This is a genomic window from Marinitoga aeolica, from assembly GCF_029910535.1.
Taxonomy (GTDB): Bacteria; Thermotogota; Thermotogae; order Petrotogales; family Petrotogaceae; genus Marinitoga; species Marinitoga aeolica.
Genome location: NZ_CP069362.1, coordinates 468403 through 491675, shown reverse-complemented (window position 1 = coordinate 491675; position 23273 = coordinate 468403). Strand labels below are relative to the sequence as shown.

Below are 23273 nucleotides of genomic sequence, written 5' to 3'. Positions count from 1 at the left end.
TAAGTAAAATGTGTGGAATTGTGGGATTGGTAGGGAAAAAAGAAGTAAAGGTAAAAGACATAGTAAATGGATTACAAAAGTTAGAATATAGGGGGTATGATTCAGCGGGGATAGCGTTTTCACAAAATAATCATATAGAGTTGATAAAAACAACAGGAAAAATAGCAAATTTAAGAAAAGAATTGAATAGAGAAATTGAAAACGATATAAGTATAGGAATAGCCCATACTAGATGGGCAACTCATGGAGGAGTAACAGATTTAAATGCTCATCCACATACGGATTGTACAGGTAAAATAGCATTAGTACATAATGGAATAATAGAAAATTTTCAGGAATTAAGAAAAGAATTAATAGAGAAAGGGCATAAATTTAAATCAGAAACAGATACAGAAGTAATAGCGCATTTAGTAGAAGAATATTATGAAGGAAATTTGTTTGAAGCGGTATTAAAAACAATAAAAAGGTTAGAGGGTGCATATGCAATAGGAGTAATACATACAGATGAAAAAAGGATAGTTTCAGTAAGAAAAGGGAGTCCTTTAGTAGTAGCATATAATGAGGATTATGCAGTATTGGCATCAGACATAACCCCAATAATAAAATATACAAAAGATGTATATTTTATGAACGATAATGAAATGGCGGTATTAGAACCAGGAAAAATAGAATTTTATAATATAAATGGAGAAAAAATAGAAAAAAAATCAGTGCACATAGATTGGGATGAACAAGCAGCAGAAAAAGGCGGATATGATCACTTTATGTTAAAAGAAATAAATGAACAACCTGAGGCATTAAAAGCAGCAATAACAGGAAGAATAAAAAATGGAGAACCGGTAATATCGGAAATAAATAATATAGAAGAATTTATAAAAAATAATTTAAAGAAAATATTTATAGTAGCATGTGGAACCAGTTATCATGCAGGATTAACTTTTAAATATTTTATGAACAGATATTCGAAAATAGATGTGGATATAGAAGTAGCTTCAGAATTTAGATATATGAATCCGCATGTGGATGAAAACACCTTAGTAGTTGCGATATCTCAATCAGGTGAGACAATAGATACATTAGAAGGAATAAGAATAGCAAAAGAAAAGGGAGCAAAAGTAATAACAATAAGCAATGTATATGGTTCAACAATTCCAAGAGAATCACATGGAGCAATATATATGAACACAGGTCCAGAAATAGGAGTGGCAGCGACGAAAACATATACAGCTCAAATAGCTATATTATACGCATTAGGTGCCAAAATAATAGAGTTAACAGAAGGATTAAATGAAGAAATAAGAGGCATATTAAAAGGTATAGAAAAGATGCCAGAAATATATAAAGAAGTATTAAAATTAAACGAAAAAATAAAAGAATTAGCAAGAGAATATGTAAAATATCAGCATATGATGTATATAGGAAGAGGATTTGGGTACCCTACGGCATTAGAAGGAGCGTTAAAACTAAAAGAAATCAGTTATATACATGCAGCAGGATATCAAGCAGGAGAATTAAAACATGGTCCAATAGCATTATTAGATGAACAATTCCCTGTATTTGCAATAATACCAAAAGATTCATTATATGAAAAGATGAAGTCAAATTTAATGGAATCAAGAGCAAGAAATGCGAATATAATAGCAATAACAACAAAAGGAAATGAAGAAATAAAACAATTAGCAAATGAATATATAATGGTTCCGGAGACGCATGAAGCATTATATCCATTAGTAATGGCGCCAGTTATCCAATTGTTTTCTTATAATGTAGCAGTATTGAGAAAACTTGATCCGGATAAACCAAGGAATTTGGCGAAAAGTGTTACAGTAGAGTAATGGAGGTGAAAATTAGTGAATATAAAATCAGAAGGGGAAATTCTTGAATTAACAAAAAAAATTGTAAAAGTGTTATATGAGAAAGATGGAATTGATATAAAAATATTAGATATGAAAGAATCCCCTTTATTAGTAGACTATTTTGTTATAGCAACAGGTAATTCTGAAACTCATTTAAATGCATTGAGAGATGCTGTTGTTGAAAAATTCAAAGAAGAAAATCATAATTTATTATACTACGATAAAGATAAAGGATATGAATGGCTAATAGTTGATGGTGGAAGTGTGGTTGTTCATTTGTTCACAGAAAGTGCAAGAGAATTTTATGATTTAGAAGGATTATGGAGTGAAGCAAAAAGGATTAATATTTAGTTAATATAACCTCACACACCGTTATGCAGTTTCCCCGGTGCCTGTAATCAGGTCGGAAACGTAGGGCGGTGGAGGTAAAAACCAAAATCCGGAGGTGTTAGTATGGCAGTTATTAGCATGAAACAACTTTTAGAAGCAGGGGTACATTTCGGACATAGAACTAGAAGATGGAACCCTAAAATGAAACCTTACATTTTTACAGAAAGAAAAGGTATTTACATTATTGACTTACAAAAATCATTAAAAGCAGTAGAAGAAGCATATGAATTTGTTAGAGATCAGGCTGCAGAAGGAAAAGTTATTTTATTTGTTGGTACTAAGAAGCAAGCACAGCAAATCATTGCTGATGAAGCAAAAAGAGCAGGAGCATATTATGTAAATAACAGATGGTTAGGTGGTTTATTAACTAATTTCCCAACAATTAAAAAGAGAATTAAAAAGTTAGAAGAATTAGATGAATTCGTTAATTCAGAAGAATTTGAAAAATTACCTAAAAAAGAACAGAGTAAAATTAAAAAAATGTATGAAAAACTAGATAAAAACCTTGGTGGTTTAAGAGGAATGAAAAAAATCCCTGACTTATTATTCTTAATTGATCCAAGAAAAGAACAAATAGCTGTTGCAGAAGCAAATATGTTAGGTCTTCCTGTAATTGCTTTGGTTGATACAAATTGTGATCCTGATCCAATAGATATTGTAATTCCTGGAAATGATGATGCAATTAGAGCAATAAAATTAATTACTTCAAAAATTGCAGATGCATACATTGAAGGTAGAGAAGGAAGAATGGGAGAAGAATCAATTTCAGCAGAATCTGAAGAAGAAGTTATTGATGCTGTTGAAGAAGTAACAAAAGCAAAAGTAGAAGCAGAAGAAAAATACGGAGAAGTTGTTGAGGAAGAAGAATAATAATTAAAATAATAAGGGGGATATCCCCCTTTTTTATTTATAAAATTTGGAGGTGAAAATGTGAAGTTTTATATCAAAACATTTGGATGTCAGATGAATGTGAATGAGTCTGAAATTATGACTGGAGTATTGGAAAAAGAGGGCTTCGAATGGACAGAAAATCCACAAGAAGCTGATTTTATTATTTTGAACAGTTGTGCGGTAAGGGAAAAAGCAGAACATAAACTATATGGTGCAATTGGTCAATATGAAAAGTTGAAGAAAAAGCGCGAAAATTTGGTTATTGCTGTAGGAGGATGTGTGGCGGAAAAAGAAAAGAAAAATATATTAACCAGATTTCATGGTGTGGATTTTGTCTTTGGAACGCGAAATTATATGAATATAAAAGAATTATATGATAAAGCCAAAAAAGGTAAAAGATTTGCGGATTTTTCAGATAATTTTGATAAAATAACAGCTGAATTGCCAAAACATCCATATAGTAAGCATCATGGATGGATTAATATTATTTATGGATGTAATAAATATTGTACATATTGTATAGTTCCGTACACAAGACATTTTGAAAAAAGTAGACCTATTGCAGATATTCTAAAAGAAGTAAAATACTATAATGATAATAAATATAGAGAAATAACTTTTTTAGGACAGAATGTAGATTCATATGGTAAAGATTTTGGAGATAAAAAACCAAAATTAGATATATTAATAAGAGAAGCAGCAAAATTTGATTCGATAAAAAGAATATGGTTTTTAACTTCATATCCAACTGATATAACGGATAAATTAATTGAAGAAGTTGCAAATAATTTTAAAGCAGCAAAGAATTTTCATTTGCCTGTTCAGGCGGGAAGCAATAATATTTTAAGAAAGATGAATAGAAGATATACAAAAGAATTTTATATTAATTTAATTGAGAAAATAAAAAATACAGTTCCTAAAGTTACAATATCTGGAGATATTATTGTAGGATTCCCTGGAGAGACAGATGAAGATTTTATGGATACAGTAGATCTGGTGAAAAAAATTAGGTATGAAAGATTAAATTTAGCAGAGTATTCTCCAAGAGAAGGAACAATTTCTGCAAAATATTATGAAGACGATGTTCCTAAAAGAATAAAAAATAAAAGATTTCAATATCTTATGAACATTCAAAAGCAAATTAATCATGAAGAAAATGAAAAATATTTAGATAAAGTAGTAACCGTAATACAGGAAAATAAAACCAAATCTGGAGCATATATCGGTAGAACTATAAATAATAAAGTAATAATATTTGAAAGTACAGAAGACTTGATAGGAAAATTTGTTAAAATTAAGATTAATAAAATTTCAGCTGGACCTTTATATGGTGAAATTATAGCTAAAGAAAATGATAAAACTTTTAATAAAATAGAGTCATATATATAAATAAACTACAGCCTGATCGGCTGTAGTTTATTTATATAATATAATATTTTCAAAATAATATTATTAATTAATATAGAAAATTCCAGATTTTTATACTATATATTATATGAATTGTTCCTTTGAAAGGTATTCTTTAATAAAATTAATAAATTTTTCTCCTAAAATTGGATCAAATTTCTTACCTAAATTAAATTCTACATATTCTATGGATTCTTCAGGAGTTAATATGCCGAAATGTTCTGATGTGGCGGTGTGCGTAGCCCAGTCAAACCAATCTATAATACCTATAAATCTAGCCATATAAGGTATTTTTTCACCTTTTAAATGATCTGGATAACCTGTTCCGTCCCAATATTCGTGATGTGATCTAACTACGTCCATAGCATACCATAATTCTTTTCTGTTTGCTAGAAAAATTGATCCAGCTACCGTATGTTCTAAGTCCCATTCTTCCAAATCATAAACACGAGTTTTTGAAAAAAGCATTAACTGTTCTATACCTATCCTTCCAACATCATGTAACATAGCTAAATCATAAACAAGTTCTATTTTGTCTTCTGGCCATTTTAAATATTCAGCAAATTTTTTTGAATAAAATGCGACTCTTTGTGTATGACTCATACTGCTTTTTTTATCTTCCACTTCAAATAAAACTATAAGGTTTTTTATAAATTCAGCCACTTCTTTTCTTTTGTCTTCCAATAAATATAATAATTCAAAAGGTTTTTCATTAAAAATGTTGGATAATAACTTTAATAATATGACCTGAAAATTTTCAATAGAAAAATCGGATATAAAAAGATTATGATTATTTTCTATTAAATTCAATTGTTCATTTTTTAATAAAATATAAGTTTTATTGATGTTTTCCTGTTTATTTGAGATTACTATTTCAGCATCATCCATATTAAGTGTATATTCGAATAAGAAAATGTTTAATAAGCCTTTAGACAAATTAGTAGAGTCATAAATTTTAATTTTTTTAAATGACATAAAAAATCCCTCCTTTTTTAAAATTATACCATAAAATTAAAAAAAGTCTTGACAATTTTAAATTAAAAATATATAATATCCTGTGGTGTGTTGTGCCGGTGTAGCTCAACGGTAGAGCGGCTCATTCGTAATGAGTAGGTTGGGGGTTCGATTCCCTTCACCGGCTCCAGAGCTTTTGCTTCGCAAAAATTTTAAGATATTTTTAGTAAAAACCTTAAACTAAAATTCTCCTTTCGGGAGAATTTTTTTATTTATTATTGGAGTATCAAAAAAGTTTAAAAAGAAATGAAGGCTCGAAAATTTCTTAAGCTTTTGCTTCGCAAATAACTAATGACTTAACTTTTTAGACATCATATGATGTAGTTGAAATCTTTTTTTTTAAAATAAATAAAAAAAATATGTTATAATTATTTAAGAAAGAGATTGGAGATGTAAAAATGAAGTTAGAATATGAAGTATTAAAATTTATAAGAAAATATAATATGTATGAAGAAGGAGATAGAGTATTATTAGGAGTTTCTGGTGGAAGAGATTCAATGGCTATGATGGATATATTATTTAAACTAAAAGATAATTTAAATATTTCCTTGGGAGTAGCGCATTTTAATCACTCTTTAAGGAATACTGCAGATGAAGAAGAAAGATTTGTAGAAAAAGAGTGTAGAAAAAGGAGCCTTCCATTTTATTCAAAAAAAATGGATGTAAAAACTTATGCAATGACAAATAAATTAGGAATTGAAGAAGCAGCAAGAAAGCTGAGATATGAATTTTTTAATGAAATTTTAGAAGCAAAAAAATATAATAAAATAGCTATAGCTCATTATTCGAAAGATTTATCTGAAACTGTAATATATAGATTAACAAAAGGAACGGGTATTTTTGGAATTGCTGGTGTGTTACCAATATACAAAAATGTTACAAGACCGATATTAAGTTTAAATTTTGAAAATCTGGAAAAATATGTTACAATTAACAATGTTAAATATGTTATTGATGAGTCTAATTATGATACAAAATATGCAAGGAATAAAATAAGGCATGAAATATTACCTAAGTTATATGAAATAAATGAAAAATATGAAAATGCTATTTTAAGATTTGCAGAGATAACCTGGGAATATAGAAATTTCCTCAACATCATATATAAAGAACGTGTTCAGATAGAAAATAATGTACATAAATTAAAGTTAAATAATGATTTTTTGGATAAAGAAATACTAAGAATGATTTTTTTAAATTTAAACGAATTACCACCATCAAAAAAAGAAGTTGAAAAGATATTAAGTATGAAATCAAAAGGCAAAAGAAAAATTAATAATATATTGTTGGAAAAAGAAAAAAATATGCTTTATATATCAAAGGAGGTAAAATCTCTTGGCGGAAAATAAAGGACCAAATAGCAATAATAGGAAAAAATTACTTGGAGTCATTGCTGTTTATTTTGTTATAGGTCTTATAATATTTTTTATTATAAGAGGAATGACGGTGGACACATCAAGTTTGACTATCAGTTACACAGAATTTGTTGATTTAGTTGATCGTGGGAAAGTTTCAAGGGTTTTAGTAAAAGATACCGGTAATATTAATGTGAAGACTATAGATGGACAAACATATGAGTTATTTGCACCTGTAATATTAAGAGATGCTAATTTTGTTGATAAATTAATAGAAAAAAATATAGAGGTAGATTTTAAACAAGATGTTACATCGGGTTGGTTATATGGTATTTTAAGTTATATAATTCCTTTCATTATTTTAATATTCTTATGGATGATGATGTTAAGGCCATTAACGGGTAGAGGGCCGCAGGGGATGAACTTCACGAAAAGTCCTGCAAGGAAATATGATCCCGAAAAAGAGAGAGTAACCTTTAATGATGTTGCTGGGGTTGATGAAGCTAAAGAAGAATTAGAAGATATAGTAAGATTCTTAAAAAATCCACAAGCATTTAATAAAATGGGAGCTAGAATGCCAAAAGGTATTTTGTTGGTTGGCCCTCCAGGTACAGGTAAAACATTAATCGCTAGAGCTGTAGCTGGAGAAGCTAAAGTACCTTTCTTTTATATAAGTGGATCTGATTTTGTTGAGCTATTTGTTGGTGTTGGAGCGGCAAGAGTGAGGGATTTATTTGCACAAGCCAAGGCAAATGCTCCTGCGATAATATTTATTGATGAAATTGATGCGGTTGGAAGGCAAAGAGGCGCTGGATTAGGTGGTGGTCATGATGAGAGAGAACAAACATTAAACCAATTACTTGTTGAAATGGATGGTTTTGACCCAAGGGTTGGTATTATAGTAATGGCTGCAACTAACAGACCGGATATACTTGATAAAGCTTTATTAAGACCAGGTAGATTTGATAAAAAGGTTATTCTTGATATGCCAGATGTAAAGGGTAGAGAGCAAATATTGAAAATACATATGAGGGGAAAACCAATATCACCAAATATAGATGTAGAAGTTTTAGCTCGAAGAACACCAGGTTTTTCCGGTGCAGATCTTGAGAATTTAATAAATGAAGCTGCGTTACTTTCAGCAAGAAAAGGCAAAAAAATCATTGAAATGAATGAATTAGAGGAAGCGATAGATAGGGTTATAGCAGGACCTGCAAGAAAAAGCAGAATAATTTCAGAAAAAACAAGAAAGATTATTGCTTATCATGAATTAGGTCATGCAATTGTTGGGTCATTATTGCCTAATGCAGATCCAGTTCATAAGGTTACTATTGTACCAAGAGGGCATCAGGCTTTAGGATTCACATTGCAATTGCCTTTAGAAGACAAATATTTGATGACCAAAGAAGAAATACTGGATAGAATAACAGGAATATTGGGAGGTAGAGCTGCAGAGGAACTTGTGTTTAATCAAATAACCAGTGGAGCAGCAAATGATTTACAAAAAGCTACAGAATATGCAAGAATTATGATATTGAAGTTTGGGATGAGCGAAAGGTTGGGCCCAATAGCCTGGGGAGCAGAAGAAGAAGAAGTATTTCTTGGAAAAGAACTCGCAAAAATGAAAAATTATAGTGAAGAAACAGCTAATGAAATAGATAATGAGATAAAAAGAATCATAATTGAATCATATGAAAAAGCCAAAGGGATTTTAGAGGAAAATATAGATAAATTGCATGAAATAGCTAATGTTTTACTTGAAAAAGAAACATTAAGTGGAGATGAATTAAATGAATTGTTGGGTGTAAAAAAAGCTAAATCCTCAGATGAGGAGGTGGAAGATGATGGAGGTGATTTGGAAAGAAATTGAGGACCTGGAGGGGAAAGAATATAACTTTTCGTTTAGTGTTAATGATGAAAGTTTTTTGTGGTCAGAGAAAGAGGAATATAAAGACTTTCATTTATTATCCACAACAGCTTTATTAGAAGAGATATTTAGAGCTTCAACAGAGATATTAGAACCGTTAATTCCAGAACATGTTGCAGTAGTTTCTTCTGCAAAGATCAATCATATTGCACCTACACCATATGGGTTTAAGGTATTTATAAAATTAAAAATTGTTTATGTAAAAGAAAATAGAATAAAGTTTTTAGCTGAGGTTTATGATGAAATGGAAAAAATTGCCGAAGCTGAATTCAAAAGGGTTATAGTAAATAAAAAAGCTTTAAAAAGAAGAACTAATGAAAAATCATCAAAATTAATTTAAATGTATATTTTGAAGGGAGGAACAAAAATGGGCAAAAAAGTTATTATGATTATTGAAGATGATCCAGCTATTTCCGAAATGCTAAACTTCAATCTTACAAAAGAAGGTTATGATGTAGTTTTAGCTTCAGATGCTGATGAAGCAGTTAAGATGATTGAGGAAAAAGAGGTAGATTTCTTCATCGTAGATATCATGCTACCAGGTTCTATGGATGGTTTTGATTTTATTAGAACAGTAAAAAGTAATGAAAAGTTTAAAAATGCTCCTGTTTTGATTCTTAGTGCTAAAGATGATCCAGCAGATAAAGTAGCAGGATTAGAATTAGGTAGTGATGATTATGTAACAAAACCATTCAATGTAAGAGAATTAATTGCCAGAATAAAATCAATATTTAGAAGACAACAACAAGCAATGCAAATAAAAGAAGAAGGACCAAAAAAGATTATTGCTAAGGATTTAGAAATTGATACAGAAAGATATGAAGTTTTAATCAGAGGTAATCCTGTAGAATTAACTCCATTAGAATTTGAATTATTAACTTTCTTAGCTAAAAATGAAGGAAAAGTATTTAGCAGAGATGTTTTATTAGATAAATTATGGGGTTATGACTATTTTGGAGATACAAGAACTGTTGATGTTCATATAAGAAGATTAAGAACTAAAATAGAAGAGGATCCATCAAATCCAAAATATATTATTACAGTAAGAGGAAAAGGATATAAATTTAGAGATCCTGGAAAAGAAAAATTGGACTACTAAAAACAAAAAGCGACAGATGAGTCTGTCGCTTTTTTGAAATAGGTGATAGAATGTTTTATGCATTAATAATATTATTATTCTTAATAGTTTTTTATATTTTTTTCTCAAATTACCTGGAAATAAAAAAAGAAAATCACAAATTAAAAGTTTCTATATCCAAAGTATTGTCTATTAGTGCTAATGATCCTGCAGTTGAATACTTGATACATTCTTTAGAAGAAAAAATTAATAATTTGAATAAAAAAGTTCTTTTTGAAAAGATGAAAAGAAAAAATATATATTCTGTTTTAAATAATATATCTGAAGCTATTATGCTTGTTTTTTATTCTGAAAGTTCTGATACACTGATTTTGGATTATGCCAACAAAAGTGCTCAAAATCTTTTCATAACTTCAGATTTCTTAGGAAAAACATTATCAGAAATATTAGAAGATCATAATTTAATAGATATGATATTAAGGAGTTATAGATTGGATGAAAATATTAGTGATGAAATTATAGTATATAGTCCCAAAAAATCATTTATTCATTGCGAAATAAAAAAGATTTTTTTAGAATCAGAAAAAAATCAAAATTATAGAATTGTAGTATTGAGAGATATTACTAAAGAAAAAGAATTGGATTTGATGAGGAGAGAATTTCTAACTATAATGTCTCATGAATTAAAAACACCTCTAACTGTAATTCATGGATATTCAGAAACATTATTAATGAGTAATGAAAAATTATCTCCACAAGCTTTAAGATTTTTAAATATTATAGAAGATGAATCTTCAAGACTGACGAGATTAATAAATGATTTATTAGATATTAGTCGTTTGGAAAGAAAAGATTATGAGTATCAATTTAAAGAAGTAAATCTCTCAAATTTATTAAAGAAAATGCATTTGATTTTTAATTCCTTAACGAAAGAAATGGATATAAACATCAGTTTAGAAATTGAGGAAGATTTAACAATAATTGGTGATGAAGATAGATTAATGCAGGCAATATATAATATATTAGACAACGCTGTGAAATTTACACATATAAAAGATTCAGATAAAAAAGAGATACATATCAGATTGTATGGTGAAAATGATGAGGTTATTTTAGAAGTTGAAGATACAGGAATAGGAATTCCTGAACGTGAGAGAAATAAAATATTTAATCTCTTTTATAGAGTAGATAAATCAAGGACAAGACAGGTTCCTGGTACAGGACTTGGGTTATATATAGTAAAACAAATACTGGAAAAGCATAGAGCATATATTGAAGTTGATAGTGAAGAAAATCAAGGAACATTGGTAAAAATTATGTTTAAAGGGAGGAATAATAGTGAGACCGGTAGATATAATTTATAAAAAAAGAAATGGTGAAATTAACACAAAAGAAGAAATAGAATTTATGATAAATGGATATGTAAATGGTCAAATACCAGATTATCAAGTTTCAGCATGGTTAATGGCTATATATTTTAATGGTATGACAAAGGAAGAAAGATATCATTTAACGATGGTGATGAGAGATAGTGGAGATATAATTGATTTATCTGGTATAAAAGGAATTAAAATTGATAAGCATTCAACAGGAGGTGTTGGAGATAAAACGACACTTGCAGTAGGACCATTAGTTGCCTCTGCGGGATTAAAAGTATCAAAATTATCAGGTAGAGGTTTAGGACATACAGGTGGAACTATAGATAAATTAGAAGCAATTCCAGGATTTCAAACAGCAATATCTAAAGATGAATTTTTTAAGATTGCAAATGAAGTAGGAATGGTAGTTGCAGGTCAAACTGGTAACATTGCTCCAGCGGATAAAAAAATATATGCATTAAGAGATGTTACAGCAACAGTTGATGAAATTTCATTGATCTCAGCAAGTATTATGAGTAAAAAGTTGGCTGTAGGTTCGGATGGGATTGTTTTAGATGTAAAAACTGGTAGCGGTGCATTTATGAAAAATATAAATGATGCAATAGAATTAGCAAAATCTATGGTTGAAATAGCAGAATTAAATAACAGAAAAATTGTAGCTTTAGTTACAAACATGGATCAACCATTAGGAGATAATGTAGGTAATTCATTGGAAGTACTTGAAGCAATCGAAACATTGAAAGGGAAAGGACCAGAAGACTTTACTGAATTATGTATAGAACTAGGTGCAAATATGTTAGATTTATCAGGTTTATATACCTACGAAAATGCTAAAAAAATATTAAAAGAAAATATTGAAAATGGTAAAGCGTTAGAAGTTATGAGAAATTGGATTAAATCTCAAGGCGGTAATGAGAAAGTTGTTGATAATCCAGAAGAAATTTTACCTATTTCAAAAGAAATAGTGGAGTTCAGGGCTGAAGAAGATGGATTTATTTCTCATATAGATACAGAAAAAGTAGGAATAGCTTCAATGGTTCTCGGTGCTGGAAGAAAGAAAAAAGAAGACGAAATTGATTATTCTGTTGGAATTAAGATTTTGAAAAAATTGGGAGTTAAAGTATCAAAAGGAGATATAATTGCAAAATTGTATGTTTCCGATAAAAGTAATGTGAAAGAAGCATTGGATTTATTAAAAGCAGCATACAAAATAACAAGTAATCCTCCCAAAGAAGAAAAAATGAAATTGATATATGAGAAAATAGTAGGAGGTAAATAATGTATAAGAAATTATTTCTTATATTAACTGTGTTGTTTTCTATATTATCTTTTTCAAATATTTATTATATCGGCATAACAAAGGAATCTACAGAATTTAACAATATGTTGTTTTCAAATAAAATATATATTGATGTTGAAGAATTTGTGAAGTTTTTTAAACTTCAGCAATTCCCATCCAAAAACATTGTATATCTTTCGAATCCAGAAAATAATGATATATTAGAATTAGACTTAATAAAGGGAACAGCAAGAGTTAATTTTAATATTAATAGAGCATATTCATCTGCCGTAATATCAAAGGATGAAAAATTATATGTATGGTTAGATGCAATTAAAGATTTTTTTTCTCTTAAGTCATTTAGATTAAATGATGATATATTCATATATAAAAGCATTCCAAGAGTAATAAAAATAGAATATTCTTTTAATAAAATTATTTTTACATTAAGTCATTTAATTAATGAAAAAATGCTTAAAATAGAAAAGGATGGATTTCTAATCTTTCCAGCAATAAATGAGTTTCCAGTGCCGGCAGATATTGATTATAAAGTAGTATCAGACAATATAATAAAATATACGATAAAGAATTTTGAAAGTTATGATATGACTATATCCAAGAGAAGTGTTATATTTACTTTAAATGAATCTAAAATAAATCCAGATGAAAATAACTCCACCGATAATAAGGCAAATGATAAAACAAAATCTAGTAAAACAGTTTATAAAAGTAATACTAAAAAAAGCGAAGAAAGTGTTCAGGCATCTCCTTTAGAACAAAAGTTAAATGAGATAAAAAATCAGCAAAATACATATGTTAAATCACAAAAAATCAATAATAATCAAGAAAGAATAACACTTGATACCGAATTATTAAAAGTGGAAAATAAAATGATAGATTTAAATGGAAGGATCATTCCTGTTCATATCGCAAGAATAAATCCAAAGGAACTTGAGATAAAGGTTTTATTTAATAATTTGGGTTCTCCAGAAGATGCAGAGAAGTTTTTAAATAAGACAAAACCTTTGATTGCAATAAATGCAGGATATTTTGATGTTTCAACATTGGAACCAATTGGAAAAATCATAACTGAAGGTAAAATTCAGCATATTTCATCATACCTAAGACCCTGTTTCATCCTTGATAATTATGGTAATCCTGTAATAAAAGATATTGTTATGGAGTATAAAATATATGTGAAAGATGTTCCGTTCTGGATAAAGGCAATAAATACTGCATGGAAAGGTGATGTTAAACTATATACAAGCGAATATAAAGGTAAAATTAATGAAAGTGAAGATGATTATATCTTTTTACTTATAGAAAATGGTTATATTGTTCATATTGGTAAAGAAAGACCTATTAAAGATCAGAGATTATTGCTGATTGATAAAAAATATAAAAAATATATCTCTGATATTAATGAAGGTGATGAGGTTATTTTTAATATTGATATTAACCAAAAAATATCGATAAAAGAAATGGTTGAAGGTGGACCTTTGGTAATAACTGACGATTTAATGCAAGAAGCGCTAAAAGAAGAGAAACTCGCTTACTCATCAAGCATTATTAATCGAAAAACACCTAGAACGATAGTTGCAATTGATAACGATAATATGGTATTATTTATAGTAGTTGATGGGTATATGGAATCTAACCCAGGTATAAATTATGATGAGGCTCAATTATTGTTGGAGAAGATAGGAAATATAAAACAGGCGATGATGCTTGATGGGGGAAGTTCATCTATATTTTATTATAATGGTAAGGTCTTAAATTATAGATCTGAAAATTGGAGAAATAAAATTCCCGCCTTCTTGGGGGTGTTTAAGAAAAAATAGATATTCTAACAGTGGGGGTGTATTATATGGCTAATATTAAACCAGATAAAAAAAGGATAGTGGGGCTCTTTGGGCATCATGGATGTGGGAAAACCACGTTAATGGATGCTATATTAAAAAATTATAGTGGAGCAGATAGAATAGGTCAAAGATATTTGGATTCCGAAGAGGTAGAAAAAGATAAAGGGGCAACATTTTCAAATCATGTAGTATCTGTTGATTATAATGACACAAGATTCTATTTTTTTGATACACCAGGTATGTCAGATTTTCTCGGAGATATAGATGTAGCAATTAATGCAGTTGACAATGTAGTGTTAGTTGTAAATGCAAATTCTGGAATTGAAGTTACAACTGAAAGAATATGGAAAATAGCAAGAGCGAATAAAAAACCTATCTTTCTATTTATAAATCAAATGGATAAAGAAGGAGTAAATTTTGGAGAATTAGTCTCCTCAATAAAAGAAGCATTTGAAGATGGAGTTAAGGTAGTACCATTACAGGTTCCAGTTGGAGAAGGACCAGAATTTAAAGGCATAGTAAATTTAATTACCCATGAAGCTTTCGAATATGAAATGAATCAAAGTGGGAATGACAAAAAGTTAAATGATATTCCAGAAATATCAAAAACCTATTATGAAGATTATCATCAAGAATTAATTGAAGATGTGGTAGAGACAAATGAAGCAATGATGGAAAAATATTTAGAAGAAGGCGAAGAGGCTTTAAACCCAGAAAATGTCTTTAAGGCATTGCATCAGGCTTTTGAAGATGATGAGATTGTCCCTATTGTAGTTGGTTCCGCAGAGAAAAATATTGGTTTGGATAGATTTATGGAAATGATTAGATTAGTTGGAATGCGTCCATCAGAAAGAATTTTTAATGGGAAAATAGAAGATAAAGAATTTAAAATAGAAGGAAAAGAAGAAGAACCATTTGTTGGTCTTGTTGTGAAAAATGCAGTTGATCCATTTGTTGGAAAATTAACTTATATTAGGGTTTTATCAGGAACAGTAAAATCAGGAGATTCATTTGTAGAAGTTCAGGAAGATTCAAATGAAAAGGTATCTCATATATATATTCCAAAATTTGATAAGAATGAAGAAGTATCAGAAGCTGGTGTTGGGGATATTATAGTTGTTCCAAAGCTTAAGAAAAGTAGAATAAATGATACAGTAGCTCATTCTTCAAGACTGATTAAAGTAGATGTTCCTGAATTTCCGGAACCAATGATTTCAAAGTCAGTGAAACCAACATCGAAAAATGAAATTGATAAAGTTAATAACGCGTTATCAAAGTTACAAGAATCTGATCCTACATTCTCCTGGGAATTTGATCCAGAAACGGGAGAAACAATTGTATCAGGCTTGGGAACTACACATCTTGAAATTATGATTGAGAGATTGAAAAAAACATTTAAAGTAAATGTAGAAGTAGGAAAACCAAAAATAGCTTATAGAGAAACAATAAGGAGAAAAGTTGTTGCGGAATACAAGCACAAAAAACAAACAGGTGGTCATGGCCAATATGGTCATGTTAAAATAGAGATTGAGCCATTACCAAGGGGAGAAGGATACGAGTTTGTTGATAAAATTGTTGGTGGTGTTATACCAAAGAACTTTATTCCATCAGTTGATAAAGGGATAAAAGAAGCAATGAAAAAAGGTGTAGTTGCAGAATATCCAGTTGTAGATATAAAAGTTACATTGTTTGATGGTTCTTATCATGATGTTGATTCATCAGATATAGCTTTCCAGATTGCTGCAAGACAAGCATTTAAAGATGGAATGAAAAATGCTAATCCTGTAATTCTTGAACCAATTATGAAAGTTGAAGTTTTTACTCCTACAGAATATACAGGAGATGTAATGGGAGAAATATCTTCAAAAAGAGGTAGACCTATGGGTATGCAATCAATGGGTAGAGGAATGGATAGGATAGATGCTGAAATACCTCTTGCTGAAATGTTAGATTTTTCTCCAAGGTTGAGTTCTATAACAAGTGGTAAAGGGTATTTTACAATGAAATTTTCAACATATCAAGAAGTAACTCCAGATATTCAACAGAAAATTATTCAAGAAAGAGAAAGAGAGAAAGCAGAACAAGAATAATAAAAGCGGTTGCGAGGCAACCGCTTTTTTGTTTTTTAAAATAAAAAAGTTCTTAATTTTTCACATATAAAATGGTATAATAAAGTAAGAAAGAATAATAAGGAGGAAGATCGATGTCCATAAGTACTGGCGGAGGAGATAAAGGTAAAACAAGTTTGTGGTCAGGAGAAAGGGTTTCCAAAGATGATTTAAGAGTAGAAGCCTATGGAACAATAGATGAATTATCTTCTTTTTTAGGAGAAGCAAAACATTATGTTAAATCATATAAAGTAAAGAATATCATAAATATGATACAAAATGATCTGTTTAAAGTTGCAGGAGAATTGGCTTCAAAAAACAAAGATTTTTTATATCGAATAAATGATGAAGATGTTGAGCAAATAACTCAATTTGTGAAGTTTTTTGAAAAAAGAATAAATTTAAAAGGGTTTGTATTAACAGGTAATACAATTGAATCAGCTAAATTGGATGTATGTCGAACTATTGTCAGAAGAGCAGAAAGAAGGATAGTAAGTCTTTCAAAAAATGCTGATATTTCTGAACCCCTTTTAAAATATATAAACAGATTGTCGGATTTGTTATTTGTTATGGCAAGATATGAAGAATACTTGATAAATAAAATAGAATATAAGAAATGGTGATTTAATGAGGATTTTAGTAGCAACATATCAGGTAGAATTAGTTAATATAAATTCTCTAAAAGAAAAAAGAAGTATAATAAAGAAAATTATTAACGATTTTAGAAAGAAATATAATATAGCAATTGTAGAAAGTGACTTTAATGACAGTAAAAAATTTTTTGAGATTACAGTAGTTACATTATCACAAAATAGAGATTTTTTATTAAATTTTTTTGAGAAATTAGAAGATGAAATAGAATATAAATATGGATTAAATCTCGTAATTTCTAATTATGAGATAATATAGAGGTGAAAATTTTGGAAGAAAAAATAAAAGAAATAAAAAAAATCTTGAAAAAGATGCTTTCTGAAAGTAGATTAAAACATATTATGGGAGTGGCATATACTGCTAAAATGTTGGCAGATAAATATAATATAGAGGAAGAGCGTGTTGAAATAGCAGCATTAGGGCATGATTTATTTAGAGATGTAAAGCCATATAAGTTTTTGAAAATTGCCAGGGTATATGGGATAGATATATCTTATGTAGAAAAGAAACATCCTATATTATTACATGGAAAGATAGCTGCAGAATATTTAAAAAGAGAATATAATATTCCTGAAGATGTATATGAGGCTATTTATTATCATACCAGTGGATATAAATTTTTTGGTACTGTTGGGAAAATAATATTTATATCTGATTCAATAGAACCTACCAGAGAATATGAAAATGTTGAATATTATAGGGAATTGGCCTTTTATAATTTGGAAAAAGCATATAAAGAGATTTTAAAAAATAAAGTTATTTATGCTCTTAAAAAGAATCATTTTTTATTGCCAGATACAGTTGAAGCGTGGAATTATAATATATAAATATAAATTAGATATAAAAATTTACGGAGGTGGAATAAATTGGCAGCAAGAATTCAGGTTGGTGGTAGCAGAAGAGCAAGTGGAAAATGGATATGGGTGATATTATTATTAATAATTATTGTTATTATAGGTGGTATTTTTTATTTTTATAATAATTTAAAAAATACTACTGAAATGAAAGCTGAAGCGGTAAGTTATTTAATTACTTATGAAACACCTAAAAAAACAGAGTTATATTTTATTAGAATAAAAAATCAGTCAAGAAAGATTTTTGTTGTAAAGAGTCCAGATAATATTTTTTATTCAGAAAAAGGATTATATATTGATTCGTTAAAACCAGAGGAAGCTTTAACAAACTTTGAACAAATGTTTGATATTAGTCCATCTACTATAAAATACCATTTTATTTTAAAAAGTGATAGTATTACAAGCTTTTTATCGATATTAAAAGGTAATGGAAATTCAATTGATGATGTATTTGAAACATTAAAAACCAGGAAATCTGGAATTATGGATATGTTGGTATCTAATAATCTCGTAAATGAAATAAGAAAATATGGTAACACTAACTTATCTTATAATGGAGCTTTTGCTTTATTACAAGCATTTTCAAAATATTCTATAACAAGTTATGATAAATTGGAAATAAAAACATTATTGTCAAAACCTGTTTTAATCAATTTGCCAGACTTAAAAAAACAATTAGAAAGGAATTATATAGATAAAACAGCATTAGAATCGTTAAAAACAATTTTGGAGTGATCAAATGAAATTTTTAATGTATATATTGGGCATTATTTTTTCTATAATAGTAATAATGTCTATGTTTTTCCCTTTTATAGACACATATGCAAAAATGGAGAAATTACCGGATCCATATTATTTTTTAGTTTTAGGAATGGACACTACAGATGTAAATGAAAAAGTTTCTCGAACTGATTCAATATTGTTAGTTGGCGTCAGTGAAAAGAAAGAAAAAATTCTTGTTTTGCCCATTCCAAGGGATTTATTAGTAACCATTGACAATTCAACAATTAGGATAAATGCTGTATATGTTAAATATGGAATAAAAAAATTACAGGAAATTATTCAAAAAATGTTTAGTGTGAAAATATCAGATTATTTAATTTTTGATTATGGACTTTTCAAGGAAATTGGCAATATATATGCACCAGTTAAGATTTATGTACCAAAAGATATGTATTATGAAGATTATCATCAAAATTTACATATTAATTTTAAACAAGGATATAATTATCTAAATGGTGAAGAATTACTATACTATGCGAGATTTAGGCACGATGCATTAGGTGATTTGGGAAGAATAAAGAGGCAAAAAGATGTTTTGTTTGCTCTAATGAATGCTGCAAGAAGTTCAGGATTATCAAAGATATTGTATTCTATAAATAAAGTTTTAGATAGAACAGTAAATTCTTTTGATTTTGAAAAGTTATTTTCTTTATTTATAGTTTCTAAAAAATCTAATATAAACTTTCTTTCTTTACCAATAGAAGTAGTTGGCGATTATGTCAAATTAGATAATAGCCAGATTAAATATATGAATAAATATTTAACCTATTTTGAAAAACCTTCAGATAATAAAAAGGTTTGGATTACATTAATTAATAATATGAAGAATTTTAATTTAAGTTTTTATACAGTTATGAGAAATAAGTGGAAGAATTCAAATGGTTATTTAATTGAAATAGTAGATAAATTGCCAGATATAAACGGGATTCAGCATAATAAATCTTATTTGATAATAAAAAATAAAAAATATGAAGAAAGAATACTGAAAGAGATAAAAAATAGGTATGGCAATATAGCTTTTGAGATAATTGATGCTAAGCAAAAACCTGATTTATATTTTTCGATTATCAAGTTTTTAAGTGATAATTTTTATAATACATTAAATTCAGATATTATTATATTAGTGGGGAAAAATTCATGAAAGAGGTATTTTTATTAATAAATGGATTCTTAAAAAAAAATAAAAAACATTTTTTATTTCCCTTTCTTTCTATATTCATTGGAGTATGGGGAATGATTGTTGTTTTATCTGTAATAAAAGGTTTTGATAAAACTCTTATAAATTCGTTAACCGCCTTTTATCCGCATATAATAGCATATGAGAAAATTGATAAAGATATAAAAGATGAAAAATTTAAGATATATTTTTCATCGTATCAGGGTTTTTTTAATAAAGATAAAAAAAGAATAGGAGTTACATATTGGGAAATAAATGATATTGATTATTATAAAGAATTGTTAGTTAAGGGAAATACTTCTGGATGTATTATAGGAAATGTAATGGCAGAAAATATGAACTTAAAACCTGGAGATACACTAAATATATTTTATACAGATGGAGAAAATAAAATCAGATTAAAAAATATAAAAATCACAGGTATTTTTCATTCAGGAATATATATTATAGATTCTTCTTTTATTGTAAAAAAAGAAAAAGTCGAATATTTAAATTATACAGGTATATATCTAAAAAATCCAAAAAAAGCAGGAAAAATTAAAAAACAGTATTTTAATGATTATCTTGCAACAACATGGGAAGAACAAAATGAAAATTTTGCTAAGGCGGTTGAAGTGGACTCATACTTTGCTTTAATAATCACTTTTTTTGTGGTATTAATGAGTGGTTTTAGTATTTCTAATTCAGTAATGTATTCAATTTTTACAAGAAAAAAAGAAATAGGAATATTATTTTCAATGGGTATGGAAAAAAGAAAAATATCAATGATATTTATTTTTGAAAGTTTAATAGTAGCTGTAACTGGTTTTATTTCTGGACTTTTTTCTGCTTTAATAACAATTACAATATTAGAAAAAATAAACATAAAACTACCTTCTGGTGTATTTTATATAGATAAAATACCTTTTTATATTTCATTTAATGATATAGTTTTAGGTTTTTTATTCATTATAACTCTTTCTTACCTTTTTTCATGTATATCCTCAAAAAAATTGTTATCTTTTGATCCCATAGAGGTGCTTCATAATGAATAGTTTAATTGAAATAGAAAATTTATATTTTTCTTACGATAGAAAAACAAATGTTTTAAAAAACATAAATTTAAAAATAGAAAGAAATAAATATTATGGGATATATGGCCATTCTGGAAGTGGGAAAAGCACATTGCTTTTTTTAATGGGAAAAATATTAAAACCATCGTCGGGAAAGATCATGTATGCTTTTAATAAAGATATAAAAAAACATATAGGCTTTGTATTTCAGTTTTTTAATTTAATAAATGAACTAACAATTTTAGAAAATGCAAAATTAGCTCAATATATTAGAGAAGGAGAAGAAAATTTAAAAGAAATAAGAGAGTTTGCAGAAATATTAGGAATAAGTAAAATAATGGATAAATATCCTGGAGAGTTATCTGGAGGAGAAAAGCAGCGTGCGAGTATATTAAGAGCAGTAGTTGGAAATATAAAACTTATTCTTGCAGATGAGCCGACAGGCAGCCTTGATATGGAAAACAAAATAATTGTATTTAAGTTATTTAAGGATCTTATTCAATATAATAAAACAATAGTTGTGGTTTCACATGAAAAAGAATTAATAGATTTTTGTGATAAAAAAATCTTATTAGAAGACGGATTAGTAAAGGGGGAATTCTAATGGAAAGAGAATTTTTGTTTTTAAAACCAAATACTGTAAGAAGAGGATTAGTAGGGGAAGTAATAAGTAGATTGGAAAGAAGAGGTATAAAAATTATTGCAATGAAAATGATAAACGCTACAAAAGAACAGGCAGAAAGGCTATATAAAGAACACGAAGGAAAACCATTTTATAATGAATTAATAGAATTTGTGTTATCAGGTCCTGTAGTTGTGATGGTTTTGGAAGGGCCAAGAGTAGTCGAAATGGTAAGACATATTATAGGCAATACAGATCCTTTAAAAGCTTCTCCGGGTAGTATACGTGGTGAATTTGGAATGAGTGTAACAAAAAATATAGTGCATGCTTCAGATTCTCATGAAAATGCCGAAAAAGAGATGAAAATATTCTTTAGTGAAGATGAAATATTAAATTATAAATTGGATGTGCAACACGACTTATGATAATTATAAAATTAAAAAAAGGTAAGGAAAAAAAAATAAAAAATGGATATTTATGGATATTTAAAGATGAAATTGCAGAAATCACCGGAGAAAAAAAAGATGGTGAAATTTGTAATGTATTTTCCTATAATTTTGAATTTCTAGGTAAAGGCATATTTTCAAAATCATCAAATATTTCTGTAAAAGTTCTATCTTTGAGTGATGAAGAAATAAATGAAGGATTTTTTTATAAAAAATTTATAAAATCTTTGAATTTAAGAAAGGGATTTGGAAATTCATATCGTTTTTTTCACGCAGAAGCTGATGGTGTCCCGGGATTAATTATAGATAAATATGAAAATTTTTTGGTTATTCAATTTCGAAATAAAGGAGTAGAAAATAAGAAAAATGAAATAATAAGTGCATTATTGAAAGTATTTAATAAAGAAATAAAAGGTATTTATGAAAGAAGTGATTTTGAAACTACATCAAAAGAAAATCTTGAGAGAAATGTTGGATTGCTATGGGGAGAAAATCCACCTGATAATTTTATTATTGAAGAGGAAGGAATAAAATATGTAGTTGATATAAAAAATGGTCAAAAAACGGGTTTTTTCTTTGATCAAAGGAAAAATAGAGTTTATATAAGGCAGTTTTCTAAAGATTCAATAGGTTTAGATGCTTATTCATATACTGGTGGATTTGCATTAAATATGGCAAAATATGGTGCAAAAAAAGTCATTGCGGTAGATAAAGATGAGTATGCCCTTGAGTTATTGAAAGAAAACGCAAAAATAAATCATATAGAAGATAAAATAGAAATAATATTTGATGATGTCGAACATTTTCTTTTAGAAACAAAAGAAACTTTTAATTTGATGATGTTAGATCCTCCATCATTAATAAAAAAGAAAACAGAGAGATTTAAAGGTGTTCAAATTTTTAAAAAAATATCAGAACTGGGAATAAAAAGATTAAAAGATTATGGAATTTTAAGTTTATGTAGTTGCGCCTATCAAGCAGATATATCATTATTAATTGAATCATTAAGAAGGAGCGTTGAAAATCAAGGTATCAGGTTACAAAATATTGATATTATTACTCAATCAAACGACCACCCCTGGATAATTCAAATACCAGAAAGTTTGTATTTAAAATGTTTATGGATAAGAGTTCTGAGGTGA

Annotated in this window: 22 protein-coding genes and 1 tRNA gene; 22 read left to right on the top strand and 1 reads right to left on the bottom strand. The window is 28.2% G+C overall.

The window, feature by feature from the left end; all coding sequences use genetic code 11:
* The first annotated feature begins 8 nt into the window (after positions 1-8).
* The 4 genes from glmS (at position 9) to miaB (ending at position 4526) form a co-directional block, all read left to right on the top strand.
* Entirely contained in the window at positions 9-1835 is a 1827-nt protein-coding gene (glmS, locus tag JRV97_RS02350) for a glutamine--fructose-6-phosphate transaminase (isomerizing) (RefSeq protein ID WP_280999828.1), read from the top strand.
* A 15-nt stretch (positions 1836-1850) separates the two neighbouring features.
* On the top strand, positions 1851-2207 hold the full coding sequence (rsfS, locus tag JRV97_RS02345; protein WP_280999826.1) for a ribosome silencing factor: 357 nt from the start codon (positions 1851-1853) through the stop codon (positions 2205-2207).
* Positions 2208-2309: 102 nt separating this feature from the next.
* Positions 2310-3116 carry a 30S ribosomal protein S2 gene (gene rpsB / locus JRV97_RS02340; protein WP_280999824.1) on the top strand — a complete coding sequence of 269 codons (807 nt, stop codon included), beginning with the start codon at positions 2310-2312 and terminating at the stop codon, positions 3114-3116.
* A gap of 60 nt (positions 3117-3176) precedes the next feature.
* On the top strand, positions 3177-4526 hold the full coding sequence (miaB, locus tag JRV97_RS02335) for a tRNA (N6-isopentenyl adenosine(37)-C2)-methylthiotransferase MiaB (protein WP_280999823.1): 1350 nt from the start codon (positions 3177-3179) through the stop codon (positions 4524-4526).
* A gap of 102 nt (positions 4527-4628) precedes the next feature.
* Here miaB and JRV97_RS02330 read toward each other — a convergent pair whose 3' ends face one another.
* The gene (locus tag JRV97_RS02330; RefSeq protein ID WP_280999821.1) at positions 4629-5519 is read right to left on the bottom strand and encodes an HD-GYP domain-containing protein; all 891 of its coding nucleotides are present in this window, start codon (positions 5517-5519) and stop codon (positions 4629-4631) included.
* Between the two features lie 94 nt (positions 5520-5613).
* On the opposite strand from JRV97_RS02330, the gene JRV97_RS02325 reads away from it, so the two are divergent.
* From JRV97_RS02325 to JRV97_RS02240, 18 genes are all read left to right on the top strand, one after another.
* Positions 5614-5688, top strand: a tRNA-Thr gene (locus JRV97_RS02325).
* A gap of 268 nt (positions 5689-5956) precedes the next feature.
* Positions 5957-6907 (top strand): tRNA lysidine(34) synthetase TilS, encoded by a 951-nt coding sequence (tilS, locus tag JRV97_RS02320; RefSeq protein WP_280999820.1) that lies wholly within the window; start codon positions 5957-5959, stop codon positions 6905-6907.
* Positions 6894-8783, top strand: coding sequence for an ATP-dependent zinc metalloprotease FtsH (ftsH, locus tag JRV97_RS02315; RefSeq protein WP_280999819.1), 1890 nt, complete (start codon positions 6894-6896; stop codon positions 8781-8783). Before tilS ends, ftsH begins: the two co-directional genes overlap by 14 nt.
* A complete protein-coding gene (locus JRV97_RS02310; RefSeq protein WP_280999817.1) occupies positions 8755-9180 on the top strand; it encodes a thioesterase family protein in 426 nt (141 codons plus the stop codon). Before ftsH ends, JRV97_RS02310 begins: the two co-directional genes overlap by 29 nt.
* 27 nt (positions 9181-9207) lie before the next feature.
* Positions 9208-9939, top strand: a complete 732-nt coding sequence (locus JRV97_RS02305; RefSeq protein ID WP_129409892.1) for a response regulator transcription factor — start codon at positions 9208-9210, stop codon at positions 9937-9939.
* Positions 9940-9989: 50 nt separating this feature from the next.
* The gene (locus tag JRV97_RS02300; protein WP_280999814.1) at positions 9990-11282 is read left to right on the top strand and encodes an ATP-binding protein; all 1293 of its coding nucleotides are present in this window, start codon (positions 9990-9992) and stop codon (positions 11280-11282) included.
* Entirely contained in the window at positions 11257-12576 is a 1320-nt protein-coding gene (locus JRV97_RS02295) for a thymidine phosphorylase (RefSeq protein ID WP_280999812.1), read from the top strand. The genes JRV97_RS02300 and JRV97_RS02295 overlap by 26 nt, the downstream gene beginning before the upstream one ends.
* On the top strand, positions 12576-14417 hold the full coding sequence (locus tag JRV97_RS02290) for a phosphodiester glycosidase family protein (RefSeq protein ID WP_280999809.1): 1842 nt from the start codon (positions 12576-12578) through the stop codon (positions 14415-14417). The genes JRV97_RS02295 and JRV97_RS02290 overlap by 1 nt, the downstream gene beginning before the upstream one ends.
* 26 nt (positions 14418-14443) lie before the next feature.
* Positions 14444-16528: an elongation factor G gene (gene fusA / locus JRV97_RS02285; protein ID WP_280999807.1), complete on the top strand. Its 2085-nt coding sequence runs from the start codon at positions 14444-14446 to the stop codon at positions 16526-16528.
* A 113-nt stretch (positions 16529-16641) separates the two neighbouring features.
* Positions 16642-17169, top strand: coding sequence for a cob(I)yrinic acid a,c-diamide adenosyltransferase (locus JRV97_RS02280; protein ID WP_280999806.1), 528 nt, complete (start codon positions 16642-16644; stop codon positions 17167-17169).
* A 4-nt stretch (positions 17170-17173) separates the two neighbouring features.
* Positions 17174-17455: a DUF503 domain-containing protein gene (locus tag JRV97_RS02275; protein ID WP_280999805.1), complete on the top strand. Its 282-nt coding sequence runs from the start codon at positions 17174-17176 to the stop codon at positions 17453-17455.
* Between the two features lie 11 nt (positions 17456-17466).
* Positions 17467-18024: a bis(5'-nucleosyl)-tetraphosphatase (symmetrical) YqeK gene (gene yqeK, locus JRV97_RS02270; protein WP_280999804.1), complete on the top strand. Its 558-nt coding sequence runs from the start codon at positions 17467-17469 to the stop codon at positions 18022-18024.
* A gap of 39 nt (positions 18025-18063) precedes the next feature.
* Complete coding sequence (locus tag JRV97_RS02265) at positions 18064-18786, top strand: hypothetical protein (RefSeq protein WP_280999803.1); 723 nt, start codon at positions 18064-18066, stop codon at positions 18784-18786.
* Between the two features lie 4 nt (positions 18787-18790).
* Positions 18791-19975 (top strand): LCP family protein, encoded by a 1185-nt coding sequence (locus tag JRV97_RS02260; RefSeq protein ID WP_280999802.1) that lies wholly within the window; start codon positions 18791-18793, stop codon positions 19973-19975.
* Positions 19972-21045 (top strand): ABC transporter permease, encoded by a 1074-nt coding sequence (locus JRV97_RS02255; RefSeq protein ID WP_280999801.1) that lies wholly within the window; start codon positions 19972-19974, stop codon positions 21043-21045. Before JRV97_RS02260 ends, JRV97_RS02255 begins: the two co-directional genes overlap by 4 nt.
* A complete protein-coding gene (locus JRV97_RS02250; RefSeq protein WP_280999800.1) occupies positions 21038-21667 on the top strand; it encodes an ABC transporter ATP-binding protein in 630 nt (209 codons plus the stop codon). The genes JRV97_RS02255 and JRV97_RS02250 overlap by 8 nt, the downstream gene beginning before the upstream one ends.
* Positions 21667-22110 carry a nucleoside-diphosphate kinase gene (gene ndk, locus JRV97_RS02245; protein WP_280999799.1) on the top strand — a complete coding sequence of 148 codons (444 nt, stop codon included), beginning with the start codon at positions 21667-21669 and terminating at the stop codon, positions 22108-22110. The genes JRV97_RS02250 and ndk overlap by 1 nt, the downstream gene beginning before the upstream one ends.
* Entirely contained in the window at positions 22107-23273 is a 1167-nt protein-coding gene (locus tag JRV97_RS02240) for a class I SAM-dependent rRNA methyltransferase (RefSeq protein WP_280999798.1), read from the top strand. The genes ndk and JRV97_RS02240 overlap by 4 nt, the downstream gene beginning before the upstream one ends.